Origin of the sequence: Paenibacillus sp. FSL H7-0756 (assembly GCF_038006765.1) — a bacterium.
Classification (GTDB): domain Bacteria; phylum Bacillota; class Bacilli; order Paenibacillales; family Paenibacillaceae; genus Paenibacillus_AQ.
In genome coordinates this window covers 2,047,247-2,069,009 of record NZ_JBBOVT010000002.1, presented here as the reverse complement: position 1 = coordinate 2,069,009, position 21,763 = coordinate 2,047,247, and the positions used below count along the sequence as shown (strand labels likewise).

General features: G+C 55.7%; 19 protein-coding genes. 17 read left to right on the top strand and 2 right to left on the bottom strand.

Going from position 1 to position 21,763, the window contains the following annotated elements; translation table 11 throughout:
* Nucleotides 1-51 precede the first annotated feature (51 nt).
* The 8 genes from NST04_RS25605 to NST04_RS25570 all read left to right on the top strand — a co-directional run bounded on the left by NST04_RS25605 (nt 52) and on the right by NST04_RS25570 (nt 9,864).
* On the top strand, nt 52-1,800 hold the full coding sequence (locus NST04_RS25605) for a sensor histidine kinase (protein WP_341186721.1): 1,749 nt from the start codon (nt 52-54) through the stop codon (nt 1,798-1,800).
* On the top strand, nt 1,781-3,385 hold the full coding sequence (locus NST04_RS25600) for a helix-turn-helix domain-containing protein (protein ID WP_341186842.1): 1,605 nt from the start codon (nt 1,781-1,783) through the stop codon (nt 3,383-3,385). The genes NST04_RS25605 and NST04_RS25600 overlap by 20 nt, the downstream gene beginning before the upstream one ends.
* Nucleotides 3,386-3,539: 154 nt before the next feature.
* Nucleotides 3,540-4,892 (top strand): FAD-dependent oxidoreductase, encoded by a 1,353-nt coding sequence (locus tag NST04_RS25595; protein WP_341186720.1) that lies wholly within the window; start codon nt 3,540-3,542, stop codon nt 4,890-4,892.
* A 94-nt stretch (nt 4,893-4,986) separates the two neighbouring features.
* On the top strand, nt 4,987-7,128 hold the full coding sequence (locus tag NST04_RS25590; RefSeq protein ID WP_341186719.1) for a family 16 glycoside hydrolase: 2,142 nt from the start codon (nt 4,987-4,989) through the stop codon (nt 7,126-7,128).
* Nucleotides 7,129-7,279: 151 nt separating this feature from the next.
* Nucleotides 7,280-7,531, top strand: a complete 252-nt coding sequence (locus tag NST04_RS25585; RefSeq protein ID WP_036702253.1) for a hypothetical protein — start codon at nt 7,280-7,282, stop codon at nt 7,529-7,531.
* Between the two features lie 125 nt (nt 7,532-7,656).
* Nucleotides 7,657-7,959 (top strand): HesB/IscA family protein, encoded by a 303-nt coding sequence (locus tag NST04_RS25580; protein WP_036702251.1) that lies wholly within the window; start codon nt 7,657-7,659, stop codon nt 7,957-7,959.
* 42 nt (nt 7,960-8,001) lie between these two features.
* Nucleotides 8,002-8,241, top strand: coding sequence for a DUF1450 domain-containing protein (locus tag NST04_RS25575; protein WP_036725257.1), 240 nt, complete (start codon nt 8,002-8,004; stop codon nt 8,239-8,241).
* Nucleotides 8,242-8,733: 492 nt separating this feature from the next.
* The gene (locus NST04_RS25570) at nt 8,734-9,864 is read left to right on the top strand and encodes an IS4 family transposase (RefSeq protein WP_341182832.1); all 1,131 of its coding nucleotides are present in this window, start codon (nt 8,734-8,736) and stop codon (nt 9,862-9,864) included.
* A gap of 353 nt (nt 9,865-10,217) precedes the next feature.
* Here the strand turns inward: NST04_RS25570 and NST04_RS25565 are convergent, their stop codons facing one another.
* Nucleotides 10,218-11,351, bottom strand: a complete 1,134-nt coding sequence (locus NST04_RS25565) for a THUMP domain-containing class I SAM-dependent RNA methyltransferase (protein WP_341186718.1) — start codon at nt 11,349-11,351, stop codon at nt 10,218-10,220.
* A 170-nt stretch (nt 11,352-11,521) separates the two neighbouring features.
* Here NST04_RS25565 and NST04_RS25560 point away from each other — a divergent pair, with 170 nt between their 5' ends.
* Nucleotides 11,522-12,151, top strand: a complete 630-nt coding sequence (locus NST04_RS25560; RefSeq protein WP_341186717.1) for an O-methyltransferase — start codon at nt 11,522-11,524, stop codon at nt 12,149-12,151.
* Nucleotides 12,152-12,193: 42 nt separating this feature from the next.
* Here NST04_RS25560 and NST04_RS25555 read toward each other — a convergent pair whose 3' ends face one another.
* Nucleotides 12,194-13,414, bottom strand: coding sequence for an MFS transporter (locus NST04_RS25555; protein ID WP_341186716.1), 1,221 nt, complete (start codon nt 13,412-13,414; stop codon nt 12,194-12,196).
* Nucleotides 13,415-13,642: 228 nt separating this feature from the next.
* Between NST04_RS25555 and hemE the strand changes: the two genes are divergently transcribed.
* The 8 genes from hemE to NST04_RS25515 all read left to right on the top strand — a co-directional run bounded on the left by hemE (nt 13,643) and on the right by NST04_RS25515 (nt 21,763).
* Entirely contained in the window at nt 13,643-14,710 is a 1,068-nt protein-coding gene (gene hemE, locus NST04_RS25550) for a uroporphyrinogen decarboxylase (protein ID WP_341186715.1), read from the top strand.
* An 87-nt stretch (nt 14,711-14,797) separates the two neighbouring features.
* Nucleotides 14,798-15,742: a ferrochelatase gene (gene hemH, locus NST04_RS25545; RefSeq protein ID WP_341186714.1), complete on the top strand. Its 945-nt coding sequence runs from the start codon at nt 14,798-14,800 to the stop codon at nt 15,740-15,742.
* Nucleotides 15,739-17,199 (top strand): protoporphyrinogen oxidase, encoded by a 1,461-nt coding sequence (hemG, locus tag NST04_RS25540; protein ID WP_341186713.1) that lies wholly within the window; start codon nt 15,739-15,741, stop codon nt 17,197-17,199. The genes hemH and hemG overlap by 4 nt, the downstream gene beginning before the upstream one ends.
* Nucleotides 17,200-17,396: 197 nt before the next feature.
* Entirely contained in the window at nt 17,397-18,812 is a 1,416-nt protein-coding gene (locus tag NST04_RS25535) for a CapA family protein (protein ID WP_341186712.1), read from the top strand.
* Nucleotides 18,813-18,830: 18 nt separating this feature from the next.
* Nucleotides 18,831-19,562, top strand: coding sequence for a glycerophosphodiester phosphodiesterase (locus tag NST04_RS25530; RefSeq protein WP_341186841.1), 732 nt, complete (start codon nt 18,831-18,833; stop codon nt 19,560-19,562).
* Between the two features lie 51 nt (nt 19,563-19,613).
* On the top strand, nt 19,614-20,237 hold the full coding sequence (locus NST04_RS25525) for a fumarylacetoacetate hydrolase family protein (protein ID WP_341186711.1): 624 nt from the start codon (nt 19,614-19,616) through the stop codon (nt 20,235-20,237).
* 25 nt (nt 20,238-20,262) lie between these two features.
* A complete protein-coding gene (locus NST04_RS25520; RefSeq protein WP_341186840.1) occupies nt 20,263-21,075 on the top strand; it encodes a DUF92 domain-containing protein in 813 nt (270 codons plus the stop codon).
* 76 nt (nt 21,076-21,151) lie between these two features.
* Nucleotides 21,152-21,763, top strand: a complete 612-nt coding sequence (locus NST04_RS25515; RefSeq protein WP_341186710.1) for a TetR/AcrR family transcriptional regulator — start codon at nt 21,152-21,154, stop codon at nt 21,761-21,763.

The following is a 21,763-nucleotide window of genomic DNA, read 5'->3' as shown; positions in this document are numbered from 1 at the left end:
GATTATAATAGGGACGTTGAAGCTTTCATTACAGTGCGGGGTGGAATTCTTATGAAATGGTTAAGCCGTTTTTCCTTCCATCGCAGACTGCAATACACGTTCCTGATCCTGATCCTGCTGCCTTTTGTTGTCGTTACGTTCTGGTCCTATACCTCTGTGCGGGAGAATGTGAGCGAGAAGATCACGCGTTCCAATGAGGAGACCCTGAAGGTCATCGGCAGTCAAATGGAAAAAACGGTGGACAGCATCTCGTTTGTCTCGGTGTATTTCTCTGAGGCATATGATCCGGCCGTGCTGGAGAGTCTGCGTTATCTCAAAAATACCGGGAACTTCGGAAATTACGGAGTGTATACCCATTACAACAAGCTTAAGACCACGGCCAATATCCTGTCGGTGCAGTCGCTGGATGCCGATCTGCAGATCATGCTGGTCAACCGGGAGAACCGGATACTGATCGGCAATCAGAATATTCCGGTGTTCTCTGTGCTGATGGAGACTCTTCTTCAGGAGAGCAGCAGGCTGGATGAGCGGGAAAAAGTGTCGCTGCAATGGTTCCCCTACGGCGGCACCCCCGCTGCACCGGATTATTATTATGCTGTACGCTTCATTACCGACCCGCTGAATCAGGACAAGCTGGCCACGCTGTACGTGGGCATTCCGAGCCATTACTTCCGCAGCCTGCTGGACACGGGCAATGCGGTGAGCAGGCTCACGCTGATTGATCAGAAGGGGCGGAGCATTGCTGTCACCGGAGAAGCGGCTAATGCGGATGAAGGCCCGCTGCTGGTCAGTGAGGTCCGTATTCCCAAGGTCGGCTGGCTGCTGACCAGCAAGACGCCCCGCAGCTCCATCGACAGCCATATCAACCGGGAGTTCCTGGTGTCAATCTCGCTGATTGGACTGTTCTTCCTGGCGTTTCTGGTCCTGTCAATGCTGTGGGCCGGATATATGAACAAGCCGATCAGCCTGCTGCGGGCCAGCGTCAAGCAGTATGTCGGCGGCAACCGCGCGGTGCGGATACCCGTCAAGGGCAAGGATGAGGTGGCGGTGCTGTCGGCAGCCTTCAATCAGATGCTGGAGGATATGAACGGGCTGCTGCAGCAGGTCGAGAGTGAGCAGGAGGAGAAAAGGCGGCTGGAGCTTCAGGCGCTGGCGGCGCAGATCCGGCCTCATTTTCTGCTGAATACGCTCAATTCGATCAAGGTGGATCTGCTCTTAAGCGGTGATCCTGGGCACGGGGCCATGATCGATGCGCTGATGAAGCTGCTGCGGGTGTATGTGCATGTGGATAAGCCGTTGGAGCTGGCGGAGGAATGCAGGGTGCTGGGCAGCTATGTCCAGGTGATGCAGATCCGCAACCGTCTGGATATCGCTTGGGAATGCGAGGTGGGCGAGGAGGAAGGTGCGGTGATGCTGCCCCGGCTGCTGCTCCAGCCCATTGTTGAGAATGCGATCAGCCACGGCTTCTCCGCCCGTCCGGACCATCCGGCGATCCGGCTCGAAGCAGCGTTCGAGTCAGATCTGCTGCGGATCAGCATCAGCGATAACGGCCGCGGAATGCCGGAGGACAAGCTCCAGCGCCTGAACCGGCGTCTGCAAGGAAGTGAAGACCTTGCGCTCTGGCCGGAAAAAGGAGTCGGGCTGGTCAACACAGCACGCCGTCTACAGGTGTTGTACGGATATCGCGCACGGCTGAGCGCACAGGCAAGAGAAGACGAAGATGGCATGACGTTCACCCTATATATCCCCGTGACCCGGGAGAAGGAGGCGGTTCCCCTTGATGACCCTGATGCTGATTGACGATGATGTCCCGATGCTGGAATATGTGGAATATCTGCTCGGGTCCTTGGGGCTGGATCTGAAGCTGGTGGCTTCGGCGTTTAGCAGTGAAGACGCGCTGGAGCAGTTCCATACAGCACTGCCGGATATAGTGATTGTGGATATCGGCCTGCCGGGGATGGACGGGCTGGAGCTGGCGGATGCCTTCAGGATCACGAAGCCGGAGGTGCGCCTGATTTTCCTGACCTGCTATGAGGATTTCCATTACTCGAAGCGGGCAATCCAATTGGAGGCCGATGATTATCTGATCAAGGATGAGCTGTCGCCTGAGCAGCTTAAGAGCAGTCTCGCCAAAGCGATGAGCCGCTTCAAGAGCCGGGAGGAACTGCTGGAGCGCTACTCTTTCCGTCAGACGATTGAGCGCAACAAGGAAGTGCTGAAGCAGAGCTTCCTGAAACAACTGTTGTCGGGTGCAGCGGGCCAGGAGAACACGCTGGAGTTCGGCGAACGGTTGGGTATCTCCTGGAAGCACCCCTTTCTGCGTCATGGATTCCTTCATATGGATGCCGCATCTGTCACCGAGCGTTACCGGTACAAGGATATCCCGCTGATCCATTCAGCCGTGAACAATATTGCACTGGAGCTGTCTGCTGCTGCTGAGGCTTCCATTACACCGATTATGAGCCGGAACGCCGATATTTATCTGGTCTGGAATGTGGCGGACCCCCGCCTTACAGAGAACAAGCTGGCTGAATTCATGCAGGCGGTACAGGATAAGGTGGAGCAGTATCTGAAGATTACCCTGCTGGGGTTCTATTCGGAGTCCTGCGCACCGGTCCGCAGCTTCGATGTGTTATACAAGACACTGACGGATTGCCGTGAAAATAACTTCTATCAGTCAGTGACGCCTGTATCTCTGCTTGAGGAGCATGCGGATTTCGGGCAGACATTAGAACGGCGCGGGGAAAAGGAACGCGGCATGCTGTCCTTGGCACTTCTTGATCAACAGGCCGCCTGGATTGATCTGGCCGTGAATCAGTGGACACAGCAGGCTATGGCGGAGCGGCTGCTGCCGCGGCTGGTGAAGGAGACCTGCGGGGATCTGGTGCGCCAGCTGGCCTTCGAAGCCGGAGGGCTGGCCGAGGAGGACTTCTTCACGCAGCTGGAGCAGACGGTGCATATCGGGGAGGCTGCCAGCTTGACCAAGCGGGAGCTGCGGAGTCTGTGGCGGCAGCATACTCTGGCCCCCGCAGCTGCTGAGGAGAAGGATGTCCGGCTTCAGGCGGTGGATAAGTATCTGGAGGAGCATGTGGACCGGATGGTCACCTCTACCGATATGGCAGAGCATCTGCATCTGAATGCCAGCTACTTCTCCCGCTATTTCAAGAAGCTGTCCGGCGTGAACTTCACCGATTACGTGAACCAGTACAAAATGAATATGGCCATCACCATGCTGGCCCGCCCGCACGAGACCGTCGAGAATGTCGCCTACACCCTCGGCTTCTCGGACCGGGCTTATTTCTCCAAGGTGTTCAAGAAATACAGCGGCCGGAATCCCAGCGAGTATAAGGCCGGGCCGGTGGAGGAGGACGGCAGAGAGCCGTAATCGAACGAAACTTCATACATGATCTAATAGAACGGCACGAAGCCCTATAAGTCAAAACTGTCCACCGTAACAGGCAATCAGTCTGCACGCTGTTGCAGCCTCCGTCTCACTATAATGGTGAGGAGTCTAAGTATAGCTTCAAGGAGGAACAACGATGAATAGAACTGTATTTACCTTGCCTGCGGAGGAGATCACGGTATCCCGTGAGGTGGATGTGCTGGTTGCGGGCGGCGGGCCTGCGGGCGTCGCAGCGGCAATAGCAGCTGCCCGCAGCGGGGCACGGACGCTGCTGATTGAGCAGCGCGGCTTCCTGGGCGGCATGGGCACGGTTGCCCTTGTCCCCGCCTTCTGCCCTTACAGCGACGGGGAGAAGGCCGTGGTACGCGGCATCGGCCTGGAGCTGCTTGACCGGATGAAGGCCGGATGTGAGCCGGAGTTCCGCGAGCGCTTCGGGGCGGAGCTGGACTGGGTGCCGATCGACCCGGAGGTGTTGAAGCGTGTCTACGATGAGGCGGCTCTGGAGAGCGGGGCGGAAGTATTGCTCCATACCGTGGCAAGCCAGACGGTGATGGATGAGACCGGCCGAAGCATTGAGGGCGTGGTGATCGTCAACAAGTCAGGCCGGAGTCTGGTCCGCGCCCGAACGGTTATTGATACGACTGGCGACGCCGATCTGGCCGCCCTGGCGGGTGCACCGTTCCATAAGGGCGGAGAATCCGGCGAGCTTCAGGCCGCGACCATGTGCTACCTGCTGGCGAATGTGGACCGGCAGCGTTTTGAAGAATACCGGAATGAAAGCGGTGACACCGATCAGATTCACCAAGCGGTCCAGCAGGCGCAGGCGGACGGGAAGCTGCCGCAGGGCCGGGACTCCGTCTCGGGCCTCGCTTGGATTGCCGATTATCTGGTCGGTGTGAATTTCGGCCACGTGTTCGGCATTGACGGCTCCCGCGCAGAGGATCTGACCCGGGGCGCCATAGAGGGACGCCAGCTGGTTCACCGCCAGCTGGAATTCTTCAAGGCTTACGTGCCCGGATTCGAACAGGCCCATCTGGTATCCACCGGCGAACAGATCGGTATCCGCGAGACGCGCCGGATTGTCGGCGATTACGTGCTGACCCAGGAGGACTTCATGAATATGGCTTCCTTCCCGGATGATATTGCCCGTAACAGCTACTTCATCGATATCCATATGGCCCGCAGCAGCGGGGCGATGCATATCCACCATCTTCCGCCCGGGAAGTCGCACGGTGTCCCTTACCGCTGTATGCTGCCGGTGGGCCTGGACAATGTGTGGGTGGCGGGGCGCGCCGCCTCCTCGGACCGTGTCGTGCAAGGCTCCCTGCGGGTGATGCCCAACTGCTTCGCCATGGGGCAGGCAGCGGGTATGGCGGCGGCGATGGCAGCTGGAGCGGAGGGGCAGAGCCGGAGCGTGGATCTTGCTAAGCTGCAGAAGGAGCTGGTGCAGGAGGGAGCCTGGCTTGGCGAGGCGCTAGCTGCTTTATAGCTATAATAAATTGAACTTGAACATACAAAGAGTGGGAAAAGTGACGGAAGGGAATTTTCAAGTACAATTTATATTCTGCGGGAGCGTGATCCGAATGACAACAAGAGGGTATCGCAGTGGAGCTATGAATCCGGCACAAGGCAAGCCGCGCAGGTGGCTATACCGTTTCTGTATGCCGGGGCTAATTGGCTTGCTGCTGTTCAGTTTGCTTGCAGGCATGTCAGCTCCGGTGGCTGACGCGGCTGGAACCACCTATTACGTCGATGCTGCCCAGGGCAGCGACACCAACCCGGGCACTGGAGAAACGGCAGCCTGGAAGACGCTGGGCAAGGTGAACAGCGTGACCTTCAGTCCGGGGGACCGGATTCTTTTAAAGGCAGGCAGCGTATGGAATGATCAGTATCTGGACCTGCATGGCTCCGGGACGGAGGGGAATCCGATAACCGTGGACCGCTATGGTAGCGGGGACAAGCCGTTGATCAACTTCGGCAACACAGCGGTGGGCGGGGAGGGCTTCGGTGTCCGGCTGCGCAATGTCTCCTATTGGGAGATTAATAATCTGGAGATCACGAGCGGGCAGCATGCCACAGATATGCGCAGAAGTGGAGTGCTGGTGGTCGGTGAAGGCTCAGGAGCCGGGGATTTCCGGCATATCACCATCCGCAATCTCGATATTCATGATATTTTCGGCACGGACCGCCGTACAGGGGGCATTAACTTTCATGCGCGCGGGGCGGGTTCCGCACCAGAGAGTACCTGGGATGGCATCCTGATCGAGAATAACACTATTACGAATGTGGCGGATACGGGGATACAGACGATGACGGATGCTTTTCTGAATAGTGCCTGGACCCATAAGTTCGACGCCTTCCGGGGTGTGGTCATCCGGGGGAATACCGTGGAGCGAATCCACCGGGACGGCATCTTGGTGAGAGCCGGGGTGTCGCCGCTGATCGAATACAACAAAACGAAGTCCATCGGCGAAGCCTGTGATATTGACACGGCTGTGGTGAACTATCTGGACAATATCGCTGTCGTGGCGGCGCAGTGGGCCTATTATACAACCGGTGCGGTCTTCCAGTACAATGAGGCCTCAGATACCCGGATGCTGGAGGGGGACGGTCAGCCCTGGGACTTCGACGTTGAAGTGCATGACAGCATCTACCAGTACAATTACAGCTATAATAATCAGGGCGGCACGCTGCTCGTTATGAATAACACGAACAATAATATTTTCCGCTATAACATCAGTCAGGATGATCTGGACGGCAACGGGGCGTTCCATCTGGTGAGCGGCGGGGGCAACCTGCAAATCTACAACAATATCATCTACCGTTCCGGTACGCAGAACCGGGCGCTGACTCATGCAAGCAATACGGGAATGGTCAATTACACGAATAATATTTTCTATAATGCTGCCAGCGGACAATATACGAACAGCCCAAGAATGACGTATAGCCATAACAGCTTCTACGGCGCGAATGCCAATGTCCCAAGCGATCCCTACAAAATCACCGGCAACCCCGGGCTCGTCAGCCCCGGCACCGCAACCGGACGCGATTCGGCAGACGGGTATAAGCTGCTCCCGTCCTCTCCGCTGATCCATGCAGGTATAGCTGTGCCGGACAATGGGGGTCTCGACTACTTCGGGAATCCGCTCTATAACGGTGCGCCGGATGTCGGGGTGTTCGAATTCCAGGGTACGGTTACACCGCCTGCGGTGCTGTTCCAGGAGGATTTCGAGGATAATGATTACGCCGGCTGGACTACCTCCGGGGGAGCATGGAGCGTGACCCAAGACGGAACAATGGCGTTGTCACAGAACTCCGGGACAGGTGAAGCACTTGCCTACACAGGCGATGCTTCCTGGAGAAATTACACCTATTCGGCCAGAGTCAAGCTGCTGAATGCTTTTGGCAACGTGGGCTTGCTGTTCCGTTATGCGGACGCTTCCAATTACTATATGTTCCGGCTGAATGATTCAGGCGACAAGGCGGAGCTGTTTAAAAAAACTGCCGGCACGCTCACCATGGTCAGCAGCACGACTACTTCCGTTACGCCCGGCCAGTGGACGGAGCTGAAGGTAACGGTCAGCGGCAGCACGGTTACCGCCTACGCTGGAGGTGTCCAGCTGCTTCAGTGGACGGATACGGCGGCACAGCCGGCCGGAGGGAAGATCGGTCTACGGATGCATTCCAGCACCGCACGGATCGACGATATTAAGGTGACGGAGTAAACATAGGGTATGGTTCGGGAGGATTCGATTAAATTTTACTTAAAAGTGAAACGAATCCTGCGCATTCGCGTAAGATAACAGCAAAGGGCACAGCCGCAATCCTTTTACAGGTGATTAGCGGCGGTGCCCTTTTCTAAAGGAGGCATAACTCATGAAATTCAGAAAACTGTTGTCGCTCAAACAATGGTCTCATATATTCCGCAGCTCCTGGCATTATATCGTTTCGCCTAATGTGGCTATGGCTGACAAGCTGCTGTTCACTATTCCGGCATTGCTGTACTGGGTACTGCCCGATTTCATGCCGTTTGTACCAATTGACGATATTGGCGTAACGATGCTGCTGATGGGCTGGTTCGTCTCGCGGATGGACCGTAAATACGCGGCGCTGCACAGCGGAAGATGACATTTTAGCGACGATTGCACCTTTAACTGTGGATGTCCATCTCCTAATGGTTGCTTTATCCTCCCATATTCCTTAAAATGAATTATTGAGTATTTAAAATATAGAGGCCTGGGAGATGGAATCGAATGAACGTCAAAATTACCCGCAACGCGGCTAAAGTGATAAAGAAGACCATGGAACTTGAAGGCAACAGCGAGCTTAAACTTCGTGTAGCGATTACACATGCCCATGGCGACCATGCCCACTACGGACTGGATCTGGACACGCCTAAGGAGAACGATGTAGTAGTTTCCACTGACAAGGATATCGATGTGATTCTTGATCCGAACCAGCCGCTGCTGGACGGTGTGAAGATTGATTATCTCTACCTGCCGGAAGAAGGCTTTGTGATTACTAATCCGTCTAAAGGAAATCATGGCGATCACTAATTGATCCGCCCGTATTTTACGGACATAAAGAAGGGTTGCTTCATGGCTAACGATATAAGATTATGTGACGAGTGCAATCATATCAAAATGAAAAGCATCGTGCCCAAGCTGCTGAAGATGGCACCGGATGCCGAGATCAAGACAGGCTGCATCTCCTACTGCGGACCGTGCGGAAAACGCCCGTTCGTCTACATTAACGGCCGCTACATCAGCGGCCCGACGGAAGACGAGGTGCTGGCCAAAGCGGAAGCCTTCGTCAAACGGCCGGTGGAAAAGAAGTAATTCAGATCTGCTGCGCCTGCAGCATCGTGCAGCCCCCGCGTGATTTGCGGGGGTTGTTTATTTTTTTTTGAAGGCCCCGGACACCCGGAGGATGATTCTGAGAAAGAAGGATGTTAGAGTACATGGGATTGTTAGAGTAGCTGACGATGGTTAGAGTAGCTGACGATGGTTAGAGTAATAGGTGGATTTTGTCCAATTGCTTACCAGCGATGCGCTGTCGTGTCGTGATATGCTCCCGCCAAACTCCGCTCATCAACTTCGCTTACCATCCCATGCGATCATCTACACTTGGGCCTTCGGGTACCTCTACGGCTTCCAGGCACCGGCGTTGTCGAACCTTCCGCTATTATGCTGCTGTCCGTCACCTGCCCCGGCTCGCTGTATTCCTGCATTATCTGTAAGCGTGTTGATTTCCCATAAAAAGGGACAAAAAAGGCCGCCATTTCGGGTAATGGTAAGTACGACCAAACCAAACCGAAATGAGGCGACCTCATGAATAAATATACCCCATTCTTGGCCGTGTTCAAACAAGTATTAACTTCGGAAGAAGTCCAAAAGGTAAGCGGGCAAACCAAGGACTACGAGGATACGGGAACCAAAATGACCGTCGGTGTGTTGTTCGACTACTTTGTCCAAGCCTGCTACCACCAATGGGATGGCTTTCGTCAAAGTGCTCGGGTGGGCTCGAACTACGGTTTGCCCAAGGTTCATTACTCCACCCTTTCGGGCAAAGCCGGTGAAGTGCCTTACGATATCTTCAAGCGTTTGTTTCAAATGCTCGTCCAGAAATGTAACCGGCAAACCCGGCGGCACCTGAATCTGCCTAAAGATCTGCTGCTGATTGACTCTACGACGGTTACGGCAGCCAACTCCCGCATGTCTTGGGCTCCGTATAAAAAATTTAGAGGTGGCATTAAACTGCACGTTGCTTTTTCGCAGGGACAGCATTCACCCGTGAAGGTGGTCGAATCGATTGCCCGGCGTAATGACGCTCCATTTGGAGAAGTCTTGGCCGATAAGGACTACCTTTTAGTTCAGGATCGGGCGTATGGCAAAATCGGTCGATTGGATCAATATGTGCAGCAAGGTCAGTCCTTTGTGATTCGTCTGAAAGACAACCTCCATTTGGTGATGCCGCGAAAGCTTCGGCGACCGGCGGAGGGAGACACCCAAATCGTACGCGATATCACCTGTTATATTGGTCAAGGGAAACACCAATCCGCCCAGCGCCACCGCGTCGTTGAATTTGAAAATGACCGGGGTGAAGTCGTACGTGTCGTGACCGATTTGAGAAAAGAGTCCGCTCAGGTGATTGCTGAAATTTACAAAGCACGATGGGAGATTGAAGTCTTTTTCCGCTGGGTGAAACAGCATTTGAATGTCCCATGTCTATTTGGAACCACCGAAAATGCAGTATATAGCCAATTGTTTGTGGCCCTTACCGCGTATGTGCTTCTGAAATACATTTTTGATGAAATTCATCCGAAGGTACCGGTCTTTGCTAGGCTGACTCTTTGGGAATTTATGCAGTACTGGCGTATATTTAATCTTCCATTGGAGTGGCAGATTCAGTTGAGTCTGCTCAGGCGTAAAGATCATATAGGTGTTTTTGAAATCCCATAATATAGGTAATCAACACGCCTGCATAATATGCAACAATTGTACTCTTCAAAGAAGCTTTTAGCTGAAATCCTGTCTAAAATGCAACATTCCAAGTTACTGCGGCGTCATTTCGGCAAAAATTCTGCAAAATATGCAACAATCGGTCTCACCGCTACCTCTTTAACTGGGGGATTATGCATTTTGTGCAACAATCCGCAATCCTGCACCCAACCCAAACAAGCCTTAAGTCCGCAGTATAATCGTCTGCGGGACTTAAGGCTTGTTGAGGGTAAGTTAGTTTTAAACTTTGCTCCAGCAGGCAGATGCAATCGGAAATCTCAACCTACGTTGCTATTCCAATACCTCCGCTCCTCCTATTTCCGTGGAGGCAGCGGCCCCAGGTATTGATAGTATTGGCATTCGATCCGGCCGTTGTAGAGCTTGCGGCGCTTGTCCGCCTTGCGGCCGTAGTATTGCTCGAACTCCTTGTACGGGCTGATGGCGAAGAAGGACCAGGTAGGCAGATAGAGCATCATCTCGCCGAACTGGCGGGTCAGCTTCTCCACTTCCTTGTCATTACTGATCCGCTCGCCGTAAGGCGGGTTGGTGATGATGCAGCCGTATTCGCCTTCCGGACGGGCCTTCGCAGCCGCCATATGCTTGAACGTGATCTCACCGGAGAGTCCGGCGCTCTTCGCCGCCGCTTCGGCGATCTCAATCGCTGCCGGATCGATATCTGTTCCGGTCAGCTGCAGCGGGTAATCGTCACGCACCGCATCGAAGGCTTCTTCGCGGGCTTCTTCCCACAGGCGCTGAGGAATCTCCGGCCAGTGCTCGGACGGGAAGGAGCGGCGCAGGCCCGGCGCGATATTCCAGGCGATCATCGCCGCCTCGATCAGAATCGTGCCTGATCCGCAGCAAGGATCATAGAGCGGACGATGGCCGTTCCAGCGGCTGAGCTGGATCAGAGCCGCAGCCATGGTCTCCTTCAGCGGCGCTTCCGTAGCCTGGCGGCGGTAGCCGCGCTTGTGCAGGGCCGGGCCGGTAGTATCCAGGGTGATCAGCGCGATATCATTCAGCAGAATCACTTCTACCACATACCGGGGCCCGTTCTCCGGGAACCATTCCGTGCGGTACGACAGCTTCAGCTTCTCGACAATGGCCTTCTTGACGATCCCTTGGCAGGCAGGTACACTGGTCAGCTGAGATTTATGCGAGCGGCCCTCTACCGGGAATTCGCCGTTCTCGGGAATCCAGTCCTCCCAATTTATCGCTTTCACTCCTTCGAACAGCTCATCGAAGGTCCGGGCCGGGAACTGGCCCATCTTCACCAGTACACGGTCTGAGGTACGCAGCCACAGATTGCAGCGGCAGATGTCGATGTAATCCCCGCTGAACAGGACCCGTCCGTTCTCGATCGTGGTCTCATAACCCAGCTCGTTTAATTCGCGTGCTACTACAGCCTCCAGCCCCATGGGGGCGGTGGCGATCAATTGTAATTTGCCCAAGTGCGCTCAACTCCGTTTAACTTGTGGATAAATACGTATAGCCAGTACAATAAGAGTAACTGGTTTGTCATCTGAACCTGCAGAACGTTCAGCTTACAGTATAGGGTAAGGAAGAGTTCTGCACAATGCCTGTCCGCAGGCACACACACCCATCCAAGAGGAGAATACATATGCAGAATCAGGAAGAGTACAGCGAACAGCTATATACAGAAGATGAATTATTGCTCCAAGTCAAAGCAGCCATCGCTGCGGCGGGCATGCCGGAGGTGTCCATTGCCCCGGGCTACGGCAGATTGCTGACGATGCTGGTGACCCTCTCCCGCTCGGCGAACCTGCTGGAGATCGGAGCGCTTGGCGGCTACAGCGGAATCTGTCTGTGCCGGGGACTCACGCAGGAAGGCCGTCTGACGTCTCTGGAGCTTAAGGCTGAATATGCAGAGCTGGCACAGAGCCATCTGCAGCAGGCGGGCTTCGGGGACCGGGTGGAATACCGGATCGGCCCTGCGCTGGACAGCCTCAAGCTGCTCGAAGCACAGGGGAACAGGTATGATTTCTTCTTCATCGATGCCGATAAGGAGAATTATCCGAATTATCTGGAATATGCGATCCGGCTTGCTTCGCCGGGGGCGATTATTGCCGGGGACAATATTTTCCTGCGCGGCCGCACACTCAATACGGAGAAGAACGGACCGGCAGTCCAGGCCATGCGCCGCTTCAATGAGATGATTGCGGGCGATCCCCGCCTGACCAGCACGCTGCTGCCTGCCTATGACGGCCTGGCACTGGCGATGGTGAAATAGCTTTTGCCACACCAGCCATATCGCTCATAAGGGAATATTCCGTTAACGGAATAGCCGGGGCTCCGTCTTCTTGTACAGCTTAATCCGCACCCAGACCGTATTGATCAGCAGGAACGCACCGGAGACAATGAATAGGCCCTCAATCCCGATATAACCGGATAAAAATCCGCCGATCACCGCACCCAGCATATTGCCGAGCGCGAGTGTACTGCTGTTGAAGCCAAACGCCCGGCTCTCCTTGCCGTCAGGCGTATAGGAGCGAATCAGGGCATTGACGCTCGGCAGCAGGCCGCCCATGAAGACGCCCATCAGGAAGCGGACGAGAATCAGCTGCCAGACACTGGTCACGAACGCCTGCGGAATCAGGAACAGAGCAGCGCCGATCAGCGCAAAGGTCAGTATGCGGTGCGCCCCCACCCTGTCGCTGAGCTTGCCGAGCAGCGGCGAAGCGAGCATATTCGAGATACCGGTCACTGCGCTGACCATTCCTGCCCAGAAGGCTAGGTCAACGGTGGTGCCGTGCAGCTTCTCAACATAAAGCGGCAGCAGCGACATTGGGCTGACCATGGCGAACTGCAGCAGGAAGGTCACGCCGAACAGGGCGGGAAGCTGCGGCACCTTCGCCAGTTCCTTTAAGCCTTCCAGCACGGATACTTGAGGAACTTGTGCTGCTTCTACGCGGTCGAATTTCTCTTTGACCAGGAATAAGGCCAGCAGTGAAGCAACGAACAGAAGCGCACCGACCACATAGAAAATCGGGCGGAACCCTATCCAGTCCGCCAGTAAGCCGCCCATCAGCGGCCCGAGAATCGTCCCGGCTACCGCGCCGGACTGCATCAGGCCCATCGCGAAGCCCATCTTTGGTTTCGGTGTGGTGCCTGAGACCAGTGCGACAGAGGCGGGATTGAAGCCGGAGATGGTTCCGTTCAGCAGCCGGAGCAGCAGCAGCTGCATCGGGGACTGGGCGAAGCCCATCAGGACAATAACAATCGCCATGCCGAAGCTGGAGCGCAGGAGCATAATTTTGCGTCCGTATTTGTCGGCAAGCTTGCCCCAGAGCGGCTGAAAGATGAACGAGGTCAGGAAGTTGGCGGCAAAAATAAGCCCGGCCCACATCCCGATCGCCCGGTCACCGGTCACCCCCAAATCTTTGGCGAGATAAAGCGATAAAAACGGGGTAATCATAGTCATCCCGGCATTTACCAGGAATTGGCCAAACCAAAGCACCATGAGGTTGATTTTCCAGGTCTCCCAATTCTTCAAAGTGCTTTCACTTCCTTTCTGAAATTTCTTGCAACAACGATCACGAAAAGACGACATTATATCAGTATATCACATTTTTTCAGCAGGTTAATGCAACACTCGTCATAGTTATGTCATTGGATTGTCATTCCCGGCTGCGCCCGGGAGTTGTTAGCCGCTTACAAAAGGGGCATAATAATGATATGTGTTTAATCACAGTATTCTATCAAATCTAATGGAGATCTTATCATGACCTACAACGACACTTTTATCCGTGCCTGCAGACAGCAGACCACGGAGTACACCCCGGTATGGTACATGCGGCAGGCTGGCCGGTATGATCCCGACTACCGTACAATCAAGGAGAAATATTCGCTGCTTGAGATCTGCAGGCAGCCCGAGCTTGCGGCTGAGGTAACCCTGATGCCTGTGCGTAAGCTGGGCGTGGACGCAGCGATTCTGTATTCTGACATCATGAATCCGGTGGCCTCCCTCGGTGTGGATTTTGACATTGTGAAGAACATCGGGCCGGTTATCGAGCATCCGATCCGCTCTGCAAGCGATGTGGACAGGCTGAAGCCGATTGATGTGGAAGGCGATCTGGGCCATATTCTGGAGACCATCGCCATACTGGACAAGGAGCTGGACGTTCCGCTGATTACCTTTGCCGGAGCTCCGTTCACCATCGCCAGTTATCTGATCGAAGGCAGACCGTCCAAGACCTATCACCGCACCAAGGAGCTGATGTTCAGCCAGCCTCAGGTATGGGAGAAGCTGATGGAGAAGCTGGGCGATATGGTTATCGCCTATCTGCGCGCCCATGTCGCCAGTGGCGGGAAGGCGTTCCAGCTGTTCGACAGCTGGGTCGGGGCGCTGGCTCCGCGTGATTTCGGGCAGTATGTGCTGCCTACGATCACCCGGATTTTTGCCGAGTTGTCCGATCTGGAGGTTCCGAAGATTTACTTCCCCGGTGTCAGCTCAGGGGAGCTGCTCCCCAGCTTGACCAAGCTGCAGGCCGATGTGATCGGACTGGACTGGCGGGTAAGCATCACCGAAGGACGGCGCAGACTGGGCGGAGGCTATGCGGTTCAAGGCAATCTTGATCCATACCTGCTGACCGCGCCGTTGGATATGCTCAAAGCCCGGGCCAAGGACCTGATCGATGAAGGCATCATGCAGCCGGGGTATATTTTTAATCTGGGACATGGATTATTCCCTGAAGCTTCACTCGATACGCTCAAGGAATTAACGGATTATGTGCATGAGTATTCAGCAGCGGCAATGAAACAGAAACAGGCGGCACCGCCGCTGGCATAGTTGAAGAAATAGCATCTGATGGCAGCAGCCTTTGCTGCTCTCTTTGCTGTATAGGACGTTAATTATTCGTAAAAGGGGATGGAATTCGTGGCCAACAAAATTGGAGTACTTGTGATGTCGTACGGCACGCCTGAGAGTCTTGAGGATGTAGAGGCTTATTATACGCATATCCGCCGGGGGAACGCTCCTTCTGCTGAGCAGCTCAAAGAATTGACCGACCGCTATAAGGCGATTGTCGGCGGGGTTTTTCCGCTTAGAGAGAATACCGACCGTCAGGTGGAAGCCTTGCAGGCCAAGCTGAACAGCGGGCAGATCCAGTATGTCTGCTACCAGGGGCTCAAGCATGCCAGACCGTTCATCGAGGATGGTGTCGAGGCCATGGTCCGGGACGGAATTACCCAGGCGATAGGCATCGTGCTGGCTCCGCATTACTCTGTAATGAGTGTAGGGACCTATATTAAGCGCGCCAAGGAAAAAGCCGAAGCCTGCGGTATTCAAATGGAGTTCGTTGAGAGCTACCATATGCACCCCGAGCTGATCGATGTGCTAAGCCGGAGAGTGACTGCCAAGCTGGATGAGTTCGAAGAAACGGGCGCGTCGCGCGAGGAAGTGCGCGTGCTGTTCAGTGCACATAGTCTTCCAGAACGCATTCTGGCGATGGGTGATCCTTACCGTGACCAGCTGCTGGAGACTTCTAAGGCGATTGCCGCACAGGCAGGGGTAGAATCCTGGCAGTTCACTTGGCAGAGTGCGGGCCGGACAGCGGAGCCTTGGCTGGGACCGGATATTCTCGATACGCTGCGTGAGCTGGCCGAGAGCCAGGTGAAGTACGTGCTGTCAGCCCCGATCGGCTTCGTCTCCGACCATCTGGAGGTGCTGTACGATCTGGATATTGAAGCGCAGCAGCTTGCCTCAGAGCTGGATATGCGTCTTTTGCGGATTGACTCGCTGAACAGTGATCCGGCCTATATGTCGGTGCTCAGTGATGTGGTACGTACGAAGGCGAACCAGTTGAAGGTGAATCTGTCATGACAGATTCACCTCGCAAGGTGGTCATCATCGGCGGAGGGCTCAGCGGCCTCAGCGCCGCGTTCTATATCCGCAAGTTCTACCGTGAGGCCGGAACCCGGCTGGAGATTACATTAATTGAGAAGGACAAGGTCCTCGGCGGCAAAATCGAAACGCTGCACCGTGACGGCTTCGTAATTGAGAAGGGCCCGGATTCCTTCCTCGCCCGTAAGACGGCGATGGTCGATCTGGCCAGGGAGCTGGAGCTGGACCATGAGCTGGTAAGCACGAATCCGAACGCCAAGAAGACCTACATTCTGCAGCGGGGCAAGCTTCATCCGATGCCTGCCGGTCTTGTGCTGGGCATTCCGACAGAGCTGAAGCCCTTCCTGAAGAGCGGACTGGTCTCCTTCGGCGGCAAAATGCGGGCGATGATGGATTTCGTACTCCCGCCTCGCCGCAGCGCTGAGGATGAGTCGCTTGGCGATCTGATTGAGCGCCGTCTGGGTACAGAGGTACTGGAGAATATGACGGAGCCGCTGCTGGCAGGAATCTATGCAGGGGATATGCGCAAGATCAGCCTTCAGGCGACCTTTCCGCAGTTCGGTGAGGTCGAGCGCCAGTACGGCAGCCTGATCCGTGGAATGACGACCGGCAGGAAGCCGGTGGAGACTCATACCGGGACGAAGAAAAGTGCCTTCCTCACCTTCCGGCAAGGATTGCAAAGTCTTGTGCATGCGCTCATCCATGATCTGCAGGATGTCCGGCAAATCACGGGGAAAGGAGCGAAGTCCATCCGGGTGCTGGGAGACGCCGGTTCTTCCGGCGCTGCCCGTTATGAGGTGGAGCTCGAGACCGGTGAACTGCTGGAAGCAGACGACATCTATGTTACGGTGCAGAACTTCGCAGCCGCAGAGCTGCTGCGTCCACATGTGGATGTCTCGGCGCTGGATGCAGTGAACTATGTGTCAGTAGCTAATGTTGTTCTGGCGTTCAGCCGGCAAGACATTGTTACCGAATACGACGGATCGGGCTTCCTTGTTCCGCGTAAGGAAGGGCGGAACATCACCGCCTGCACCTGGACCTCTACCAAATGGCTGCATACCAGCCCTGACGATAAGGTATTGCTGCGCTGTTATGTGGGGCGGTCGGGGGATGAACAGAATGTGGAGCTGCCGGATGATGCGCTGGCGGAGCTGGTACGCAAGGATCTGAAGGAGATTATGGGAATCACCGCAGCGCCGCTGTTCACAGAGATCACCCGGCTGAGGTCGTCCATGCCGCAGTATCCGGTCGGCCATCCCGGCCGGGTTGCCGGCCTGCGCAGTGAGCTGGCGCAGAAGCTGCCCGGCATCTACGCCTTTGGCGCAGGCTATGACGGTATCGGGATGCCGGACTGTATCAAGCAGGCGAAGCTTACGGCTGAGACTGCCGCAGCCAGCCTCCCGAAGCTGCCGGAACCGGCGGGAGCTACAATCTAAAAGAAGCGGTGGAGCGGAGCAGTGGCGCTCCACCTTTTTTAGATATGGGCCCCCGCAAAGTACCTGAGTCATCACCCGAAGCTAAAGCCCCACTTTGCGGGGTTATTTATGAAAGGCTCCGTTCCCGGCTTGGAGCGGCAGCTGATAGATATGCTATAATAGAAACACTTTAAGGGTAAAGGAGATTACTTGCACTCATGTATCCGCCGAGATCAGGCAATAGACAAGGCAAGCGACAACATAGCAGGCGGCGGCGCAGAAGGGTATGGGCGTGGGTCAATGTGGCGTTGCTGCTGCTGATTACCGCTGCGCTCGCTTATTCATTCATGGACGACAAGGACCAGCAGGGCTCTGCTGCTCCGCCGGCGGCGCTCGTTACCTCGCCTTCGCCGGAAGCTGCTGCAACGGCGGCAGTTCCTACGGAAGCCGTCTCTACAGAAGAAGCTCCAGGGTCAGAGGCTACAGCCACTGCTGAGCCTGCTCCGGAGGAGACACCGGAGGCTTCACCAATGCCTGCGGCAACAGCTGTACCTACGGCAACCACTGCACCTTCTCCAGCACCGGCAGATCAGGCGGAAGCTACGGATGCACCGCAGGCCACACCTTCCGCAGCGGGCAACACCGGCGGACTGGTCTCCGGCTTACCGGAGAACACCACCGGCAAGATGGTGAAGCTGAGCTTTGCCGGAGATATCATCTTCAGCGGAAAAGCAGGCGCGCTGCTGGAGCAGAAGGGCTACGATTATTCCTACAGCGCGCTGGATGGAATGTTCAAGAAGGATGACCTGACGGTAGTCAATCTGGAAACTCCGATTACTACACGCGGGGTTGGGGCCAAGAACAAGCAGTTTGTGTTCAAGGGTCCGCCGAAAGCACTCGATGCGCTCAAAGCCGCCGGTGTGGATGCTGTCAATCTGGCTAACAACCACACGCTGGATCAGGGGGAGGAAGGTCTGCTCGACACCCTGAAGCATTTGGGCGAACGCGGAATCCCTCATGTAGGGGCAGGGCGGAACAGCCAGGAGGCGTATTCGGCGCAGTATTTTGAACGTAATGGAATTAAGATTGCCCTGCTGGGCTTCACACGGGTGATGCCGGTGATTGAATGGAAGGCAGAAGCGGGCAAGCCTGGCCTTGCTTCAGTGTATGACAGTGCGGAAGCGCTCAAGGTGATTGCCGCAGCCAAGCAAAAGGCCGATGTTGTCGTCGTCGTCGTCCACTGGGGGCGCGAGCGGATGGAGCAGTATGATAAGACCCAGCAGGCGCTAGGGCATAGCTTCATCGATGCCGGAGCGGATCTTGTGATGGGCGGTCATCCGCATGTGCTGCAGGGCATTGAGCCGTACAAAGGCAAGTGGATCGCCTACAGCACAGGCAACTTTATTTTCACACGCGGTTCCATCCCGGCTACTTGGGAGACGGCGGTATTCCAGGCGGAATGCAGCAAGCAGGGGCAATGCTCGCTTAAGCTGAAGCCGATGGATGCCGAGCTGGCGCAGCCGGTGCCGATGAATGATGCCGACGGGCAGCTGCTGCTGCACAGAATACAGTCTATTTCTTCCGGCCTGATCAAGGTCCGCAATGACGGCACTGTGATCCAAGCGGTGAAATAGCCGGAGGTGCGTACAATGATGAATAATATGTGTGTAGCCCACCGCGGTTTTTCCGGCAAAGCACCTGAGAATACACTGGCTGCCGTGCGGATGGCGATTGCGCTGCCTTTTGTACGCTGGATAGAGATTGATGTGCAGCTGACGAAGGACGGGGTGCCTGTAGTCATCCATGATTATTCCCTGGACCGCACGACCAACGGACACGGCAAGGTGAAGAATATGGAGTATGAACACATTCGGCGGCTGGATGCGGGGAGCTGGAGGGGGCGTGCTTTTCGCGGAGAGCGGGTGCCCTCCCTGGAAGAGGTGCTCGCACTGGCGTCAGGCAGGCTGCGGCTGAACATTGAACTGAAGACGGTGGGGGAGATGTATCCCGGCCTGGAGCAGAAGGTCATTGACCTGGTGAATGCCAGGGGAATGCGCGAGGAAGTGGTGCTGACCTCGTTCGATGCCGGTGTATTGCGGCGGATCAAGGAGCTGGACGCGCGGTTCCATACGGGGCTCATCTATGACTCCAGGTCCGGCAATCCGGCAGGCAAGATGAATGAGCTGGGCTGCTCCTTCCTGTCCATCAGCTTCGACCGGCTGAGCCCGGTGCTGGCGCAATCCCTGATTGAACGGGGGGTTCGGATTATGGCCTGGACTGTGAACAAAGGCAAGGACATGCGCCGCCTGTCAGAGATGCATTCCGATATTATGATCTGTACCAACCGTCCGGATATTTGGGGCGAACTCTTTTTGAAGGCTTGAACAGGCTGCTGTAAGCACACAAATTTATAGAGGAAGAGAGCTGAAGGAACAATGAGCAGTTCGGTCAATAATGTATACTGTGTAGGACGCAACTATCAATTACATGCGGAGGAGCTGGGCAACAAGGTGCCTGCCGAGCCGCTGATTTTCCTGAAGCCGTCTCATGCTGCCGTGGCCCTGGATAAAGCGATCATCCACCTGCCCAAGGACGCCGGACTGATTCATTACGAGGGGGAACTGGTGCTGCGCATTGCGCGTGATTACGTGCCGGGGATGAGTGTGCAGGAGCTGGTGGATGTGATGGCGCTGGGCCTCGACTTCACGCTCCGTGATGTGCACAATGATCTGCAGAAGAAGGGGCTGCCGTGGACAGCCGCCAAGGGCTTCAAGAACGCGGCTCCGCTGACCCCGTACATGGCATTGCCTGAAGAAGAGGAACTGGAGGCCACCGACTTCACCGTCCGCAAGAACGGAATTGAGGTTCAACGCGGGAACGTGAAGAACATGATTTTCTCCCTGCAAAAAATCGTTGAATTCATTGCCGCCCGCTACGGGCTGGGCAAGGACGATATTATTTTCACTGGAACCCCCGCCGGGGTAGGTCCGGTAGTGACGGGCGATTCGTTCGAGCTGTTCTGGGGCGAACGCCTCATGGGCACTTGCCTGATCGGTTAAGGCGATGCTCTCAGGACTTGAAGTGCTGCAATGGCTGATCGGAGCCTGCGGTGCGCTGCTGGTCGCCGGGGCCGCTTACTGGAAGCAGTCGCTTAGCTTCTCAGGGATGGTGGCGGCGGTGGTCATGGGGACGATCTACTTTGGGGCGGGGAATCTGTTCTGGTTCGGTATCCTGCTGGTGTTCTTCATCTCCTCGACGGTGCTGTCGAAGCTGCATCATGAGAATAAGGCAGAGCTGGAAGCCACGTATGATAAAACCGGACGCCGCGATGCGGGCCAGGTCTTCGCCAACGGCGGTCTCGGGATGCTGGCTGTTCTGCTGAACGCGATCTATCCGCTGGAGCTCTGGGGCTTCCTGTTCATCGGGGTGATGGCTACCGTGACCTCGGATACATGGGCGACAGAGATCGGCACGCTGGCCCGGAAGCCTCCCCGGTCGGTGTTGACCGGGAAAGTGCTCCAGGCAGGCACCTCCGGCGGTGTATCCCTGCCCGGGACGCTGGCCGCAGCGGCAGGAGGGGCGCTCATCGGCGCGGCCTCCTGGGTGCTGCGGGCGGCCTCCGGCATGACGCCCCATGCCTTCTGGCTGCTGGTGCTGGCCGGACTGCTGGGCGGGCTTGCGGGAGCTTTTGCCGACTCGGTCTTGGGTGCTACCGTGCAACGGATGAACCGCTGTACGGTCTGCGGCCGCGAGGTCGAAGCCTCTACGCACTGCAGTAAGCCTACGGAATACGCCAGGGGCTGGCGCTGGATGGACAATGATACTGTAAATGCTGTAAGTTCTATAATAGGCGGTGCTGTTGCGCTGCTGGTCAGTTATATCAGTTACATAGGATAAGGACGGGCCTGAGAATTAAGCTGGCCGTTGCACTATCCGGTAACATGCTGGATTCTATGGGTTGGGAGGTGAACCGTTGAGCAGTGCATCCGTAGACAAACATGCAGCTATTCTGGATGCCGCTTATGAGCTTTTCGGTTCAGGCGGCTTTTATGAGACGAAGATGTCGGAAGTGGCCGAACGTGCGGGGATTGCCAAGGGAACGGTCTATTTATATTTTAAAAGCAAAGAGGAGCTCTTCATGGCGGTTACCCGCCGCGATTGTGAAGGCTTCCTTGAACAGCTTGAGAGCAAGCTGAGGAACCGCTCTACATTGACAGACAAGCTCTCCGTTATTGCAGAGCATCATCTGTTCTATTACTATGAGCGCAAGCAACATACGAAGCTGTTCTTCCGTGCGCCTAACAATAATCCTGAGCTGGTGGCTTATATGGCACAGTTCATGGAAGCCTATATGCAGGCTGTAGTGAAGGTGCTGCTGGAAGGCGGGGCTACCGAGCCGGAGCTGATGGCGCAGTCGTATATCGGGATTCTGGACCGTCTCAAGATGGATATCCTGTTCGACCCTGAGTTTGCCGAGGCAGATGCGGATAAGCGGGCGAAGTTTGCGGCCAGGCTCTTTATCACAGGGGCACTGGGCAGCCTGGATTCGGCGCCAGGGGATTTCCCTGCCGAAGCTGAATCTTAA

Excerpts from the sequence above, each read along its gene's own strand:
- NST04_RS25605 (WP_341186721.1), top strand. The coding sequence starts at position 52 with ATGAAATGGTTAAGCCGTTTTTCCTTCCATCGCAGACTGCAATACACG.
- NST04_RS25600 (WP_341186842.1), top strand. The coding sequence starts at position 1,781 with ATGACCCTGATGCTGATTGACGATGATGTCCCGATGCTGGAATATGTG.
- NST04_RS25595 (WP_341186720.1), top strand. The coding sequence starts at position 3,540 with ATGAATAGAACTGTATTTACCTTGCCTGCGGAGGAGATCACGGTATCC.
- NST04_RS25590 (WP_341186719.1), top strand. The coding sequence starts at position 4,987 with ATGACAACAAGAGGGTATCGCAGTGGAGCTATGAATCCGGCACAAGGC.
- NST04_RS25585 (WP_036702253.1), top strand. The coding sequence starts at position 7,280 with ATGAAATTCAGAAAACTGTTGTCGCTCAAACAATGGTCTCATATATTC.
- NST04_RS25580 (WP_036702251.1), top strand. The coding sequence starts at position 7,657 with ATGAACGTCAAAATTACCCGCAACGCGGCTAAAGTGATAAAGAAGACC.
- NST04_RS25575 (WP_036725257.1), top strand. The coding sequence starts at position 8,002 with ATGGCTAACGATATAAGATTATGTGACGAGTGCAATCATATCAAAATG.
- NST04_RS25570 (WP_341182832.1), top strand. The coding sequence starts at position 8,734 with ATGAATAAATATACCCCATTCTTGGCCGTGTTCAAACAAGTATTAACT.
- NST04_RS25560 (WP_341186717.1), top strand. The coding sequence starts at position 11,522 with ATGCAGAATCAGGAAGAGTACAGCGAACAGCTATATACAGAAGATGAA.
- hemE (WP_341186715.1), top strand. The coding sequence starts at position 13,643 with ATGACCTACAACGACACTTTTATCCGTGCCTGCAGACAGCAGACCACG.
- hemG (WP_341186713.1), top strand. The coding sequence starts at position 15,739 with ATGACAGATTCACCTCGCAAGGTGGTCATCATCGGCGGAGGGCTCAGC.
- NST04_RS25535 (WP_341186712.1), top strand. The coding sequence starts at position 17,397 with ATGTATCCGCCGAGATCAGGCAATAGACAAGGCAAGCGACAACATAGC.
- NST04_RS25530 (WP_341186841.1), top strand. The coding sequence starts at position 18,831 with ATGAATAATATGTGTGTAGCCCACCGCGGTTTTTCCGGCAAAGCACCT.
- NST04_RS25525 (WP_341186711.1), top strand. The coding sequence starts at position 19,614 with ATGAGCAGTTCGGTCAATAATGTATACTGTGTAGGACGCAACTATCAA.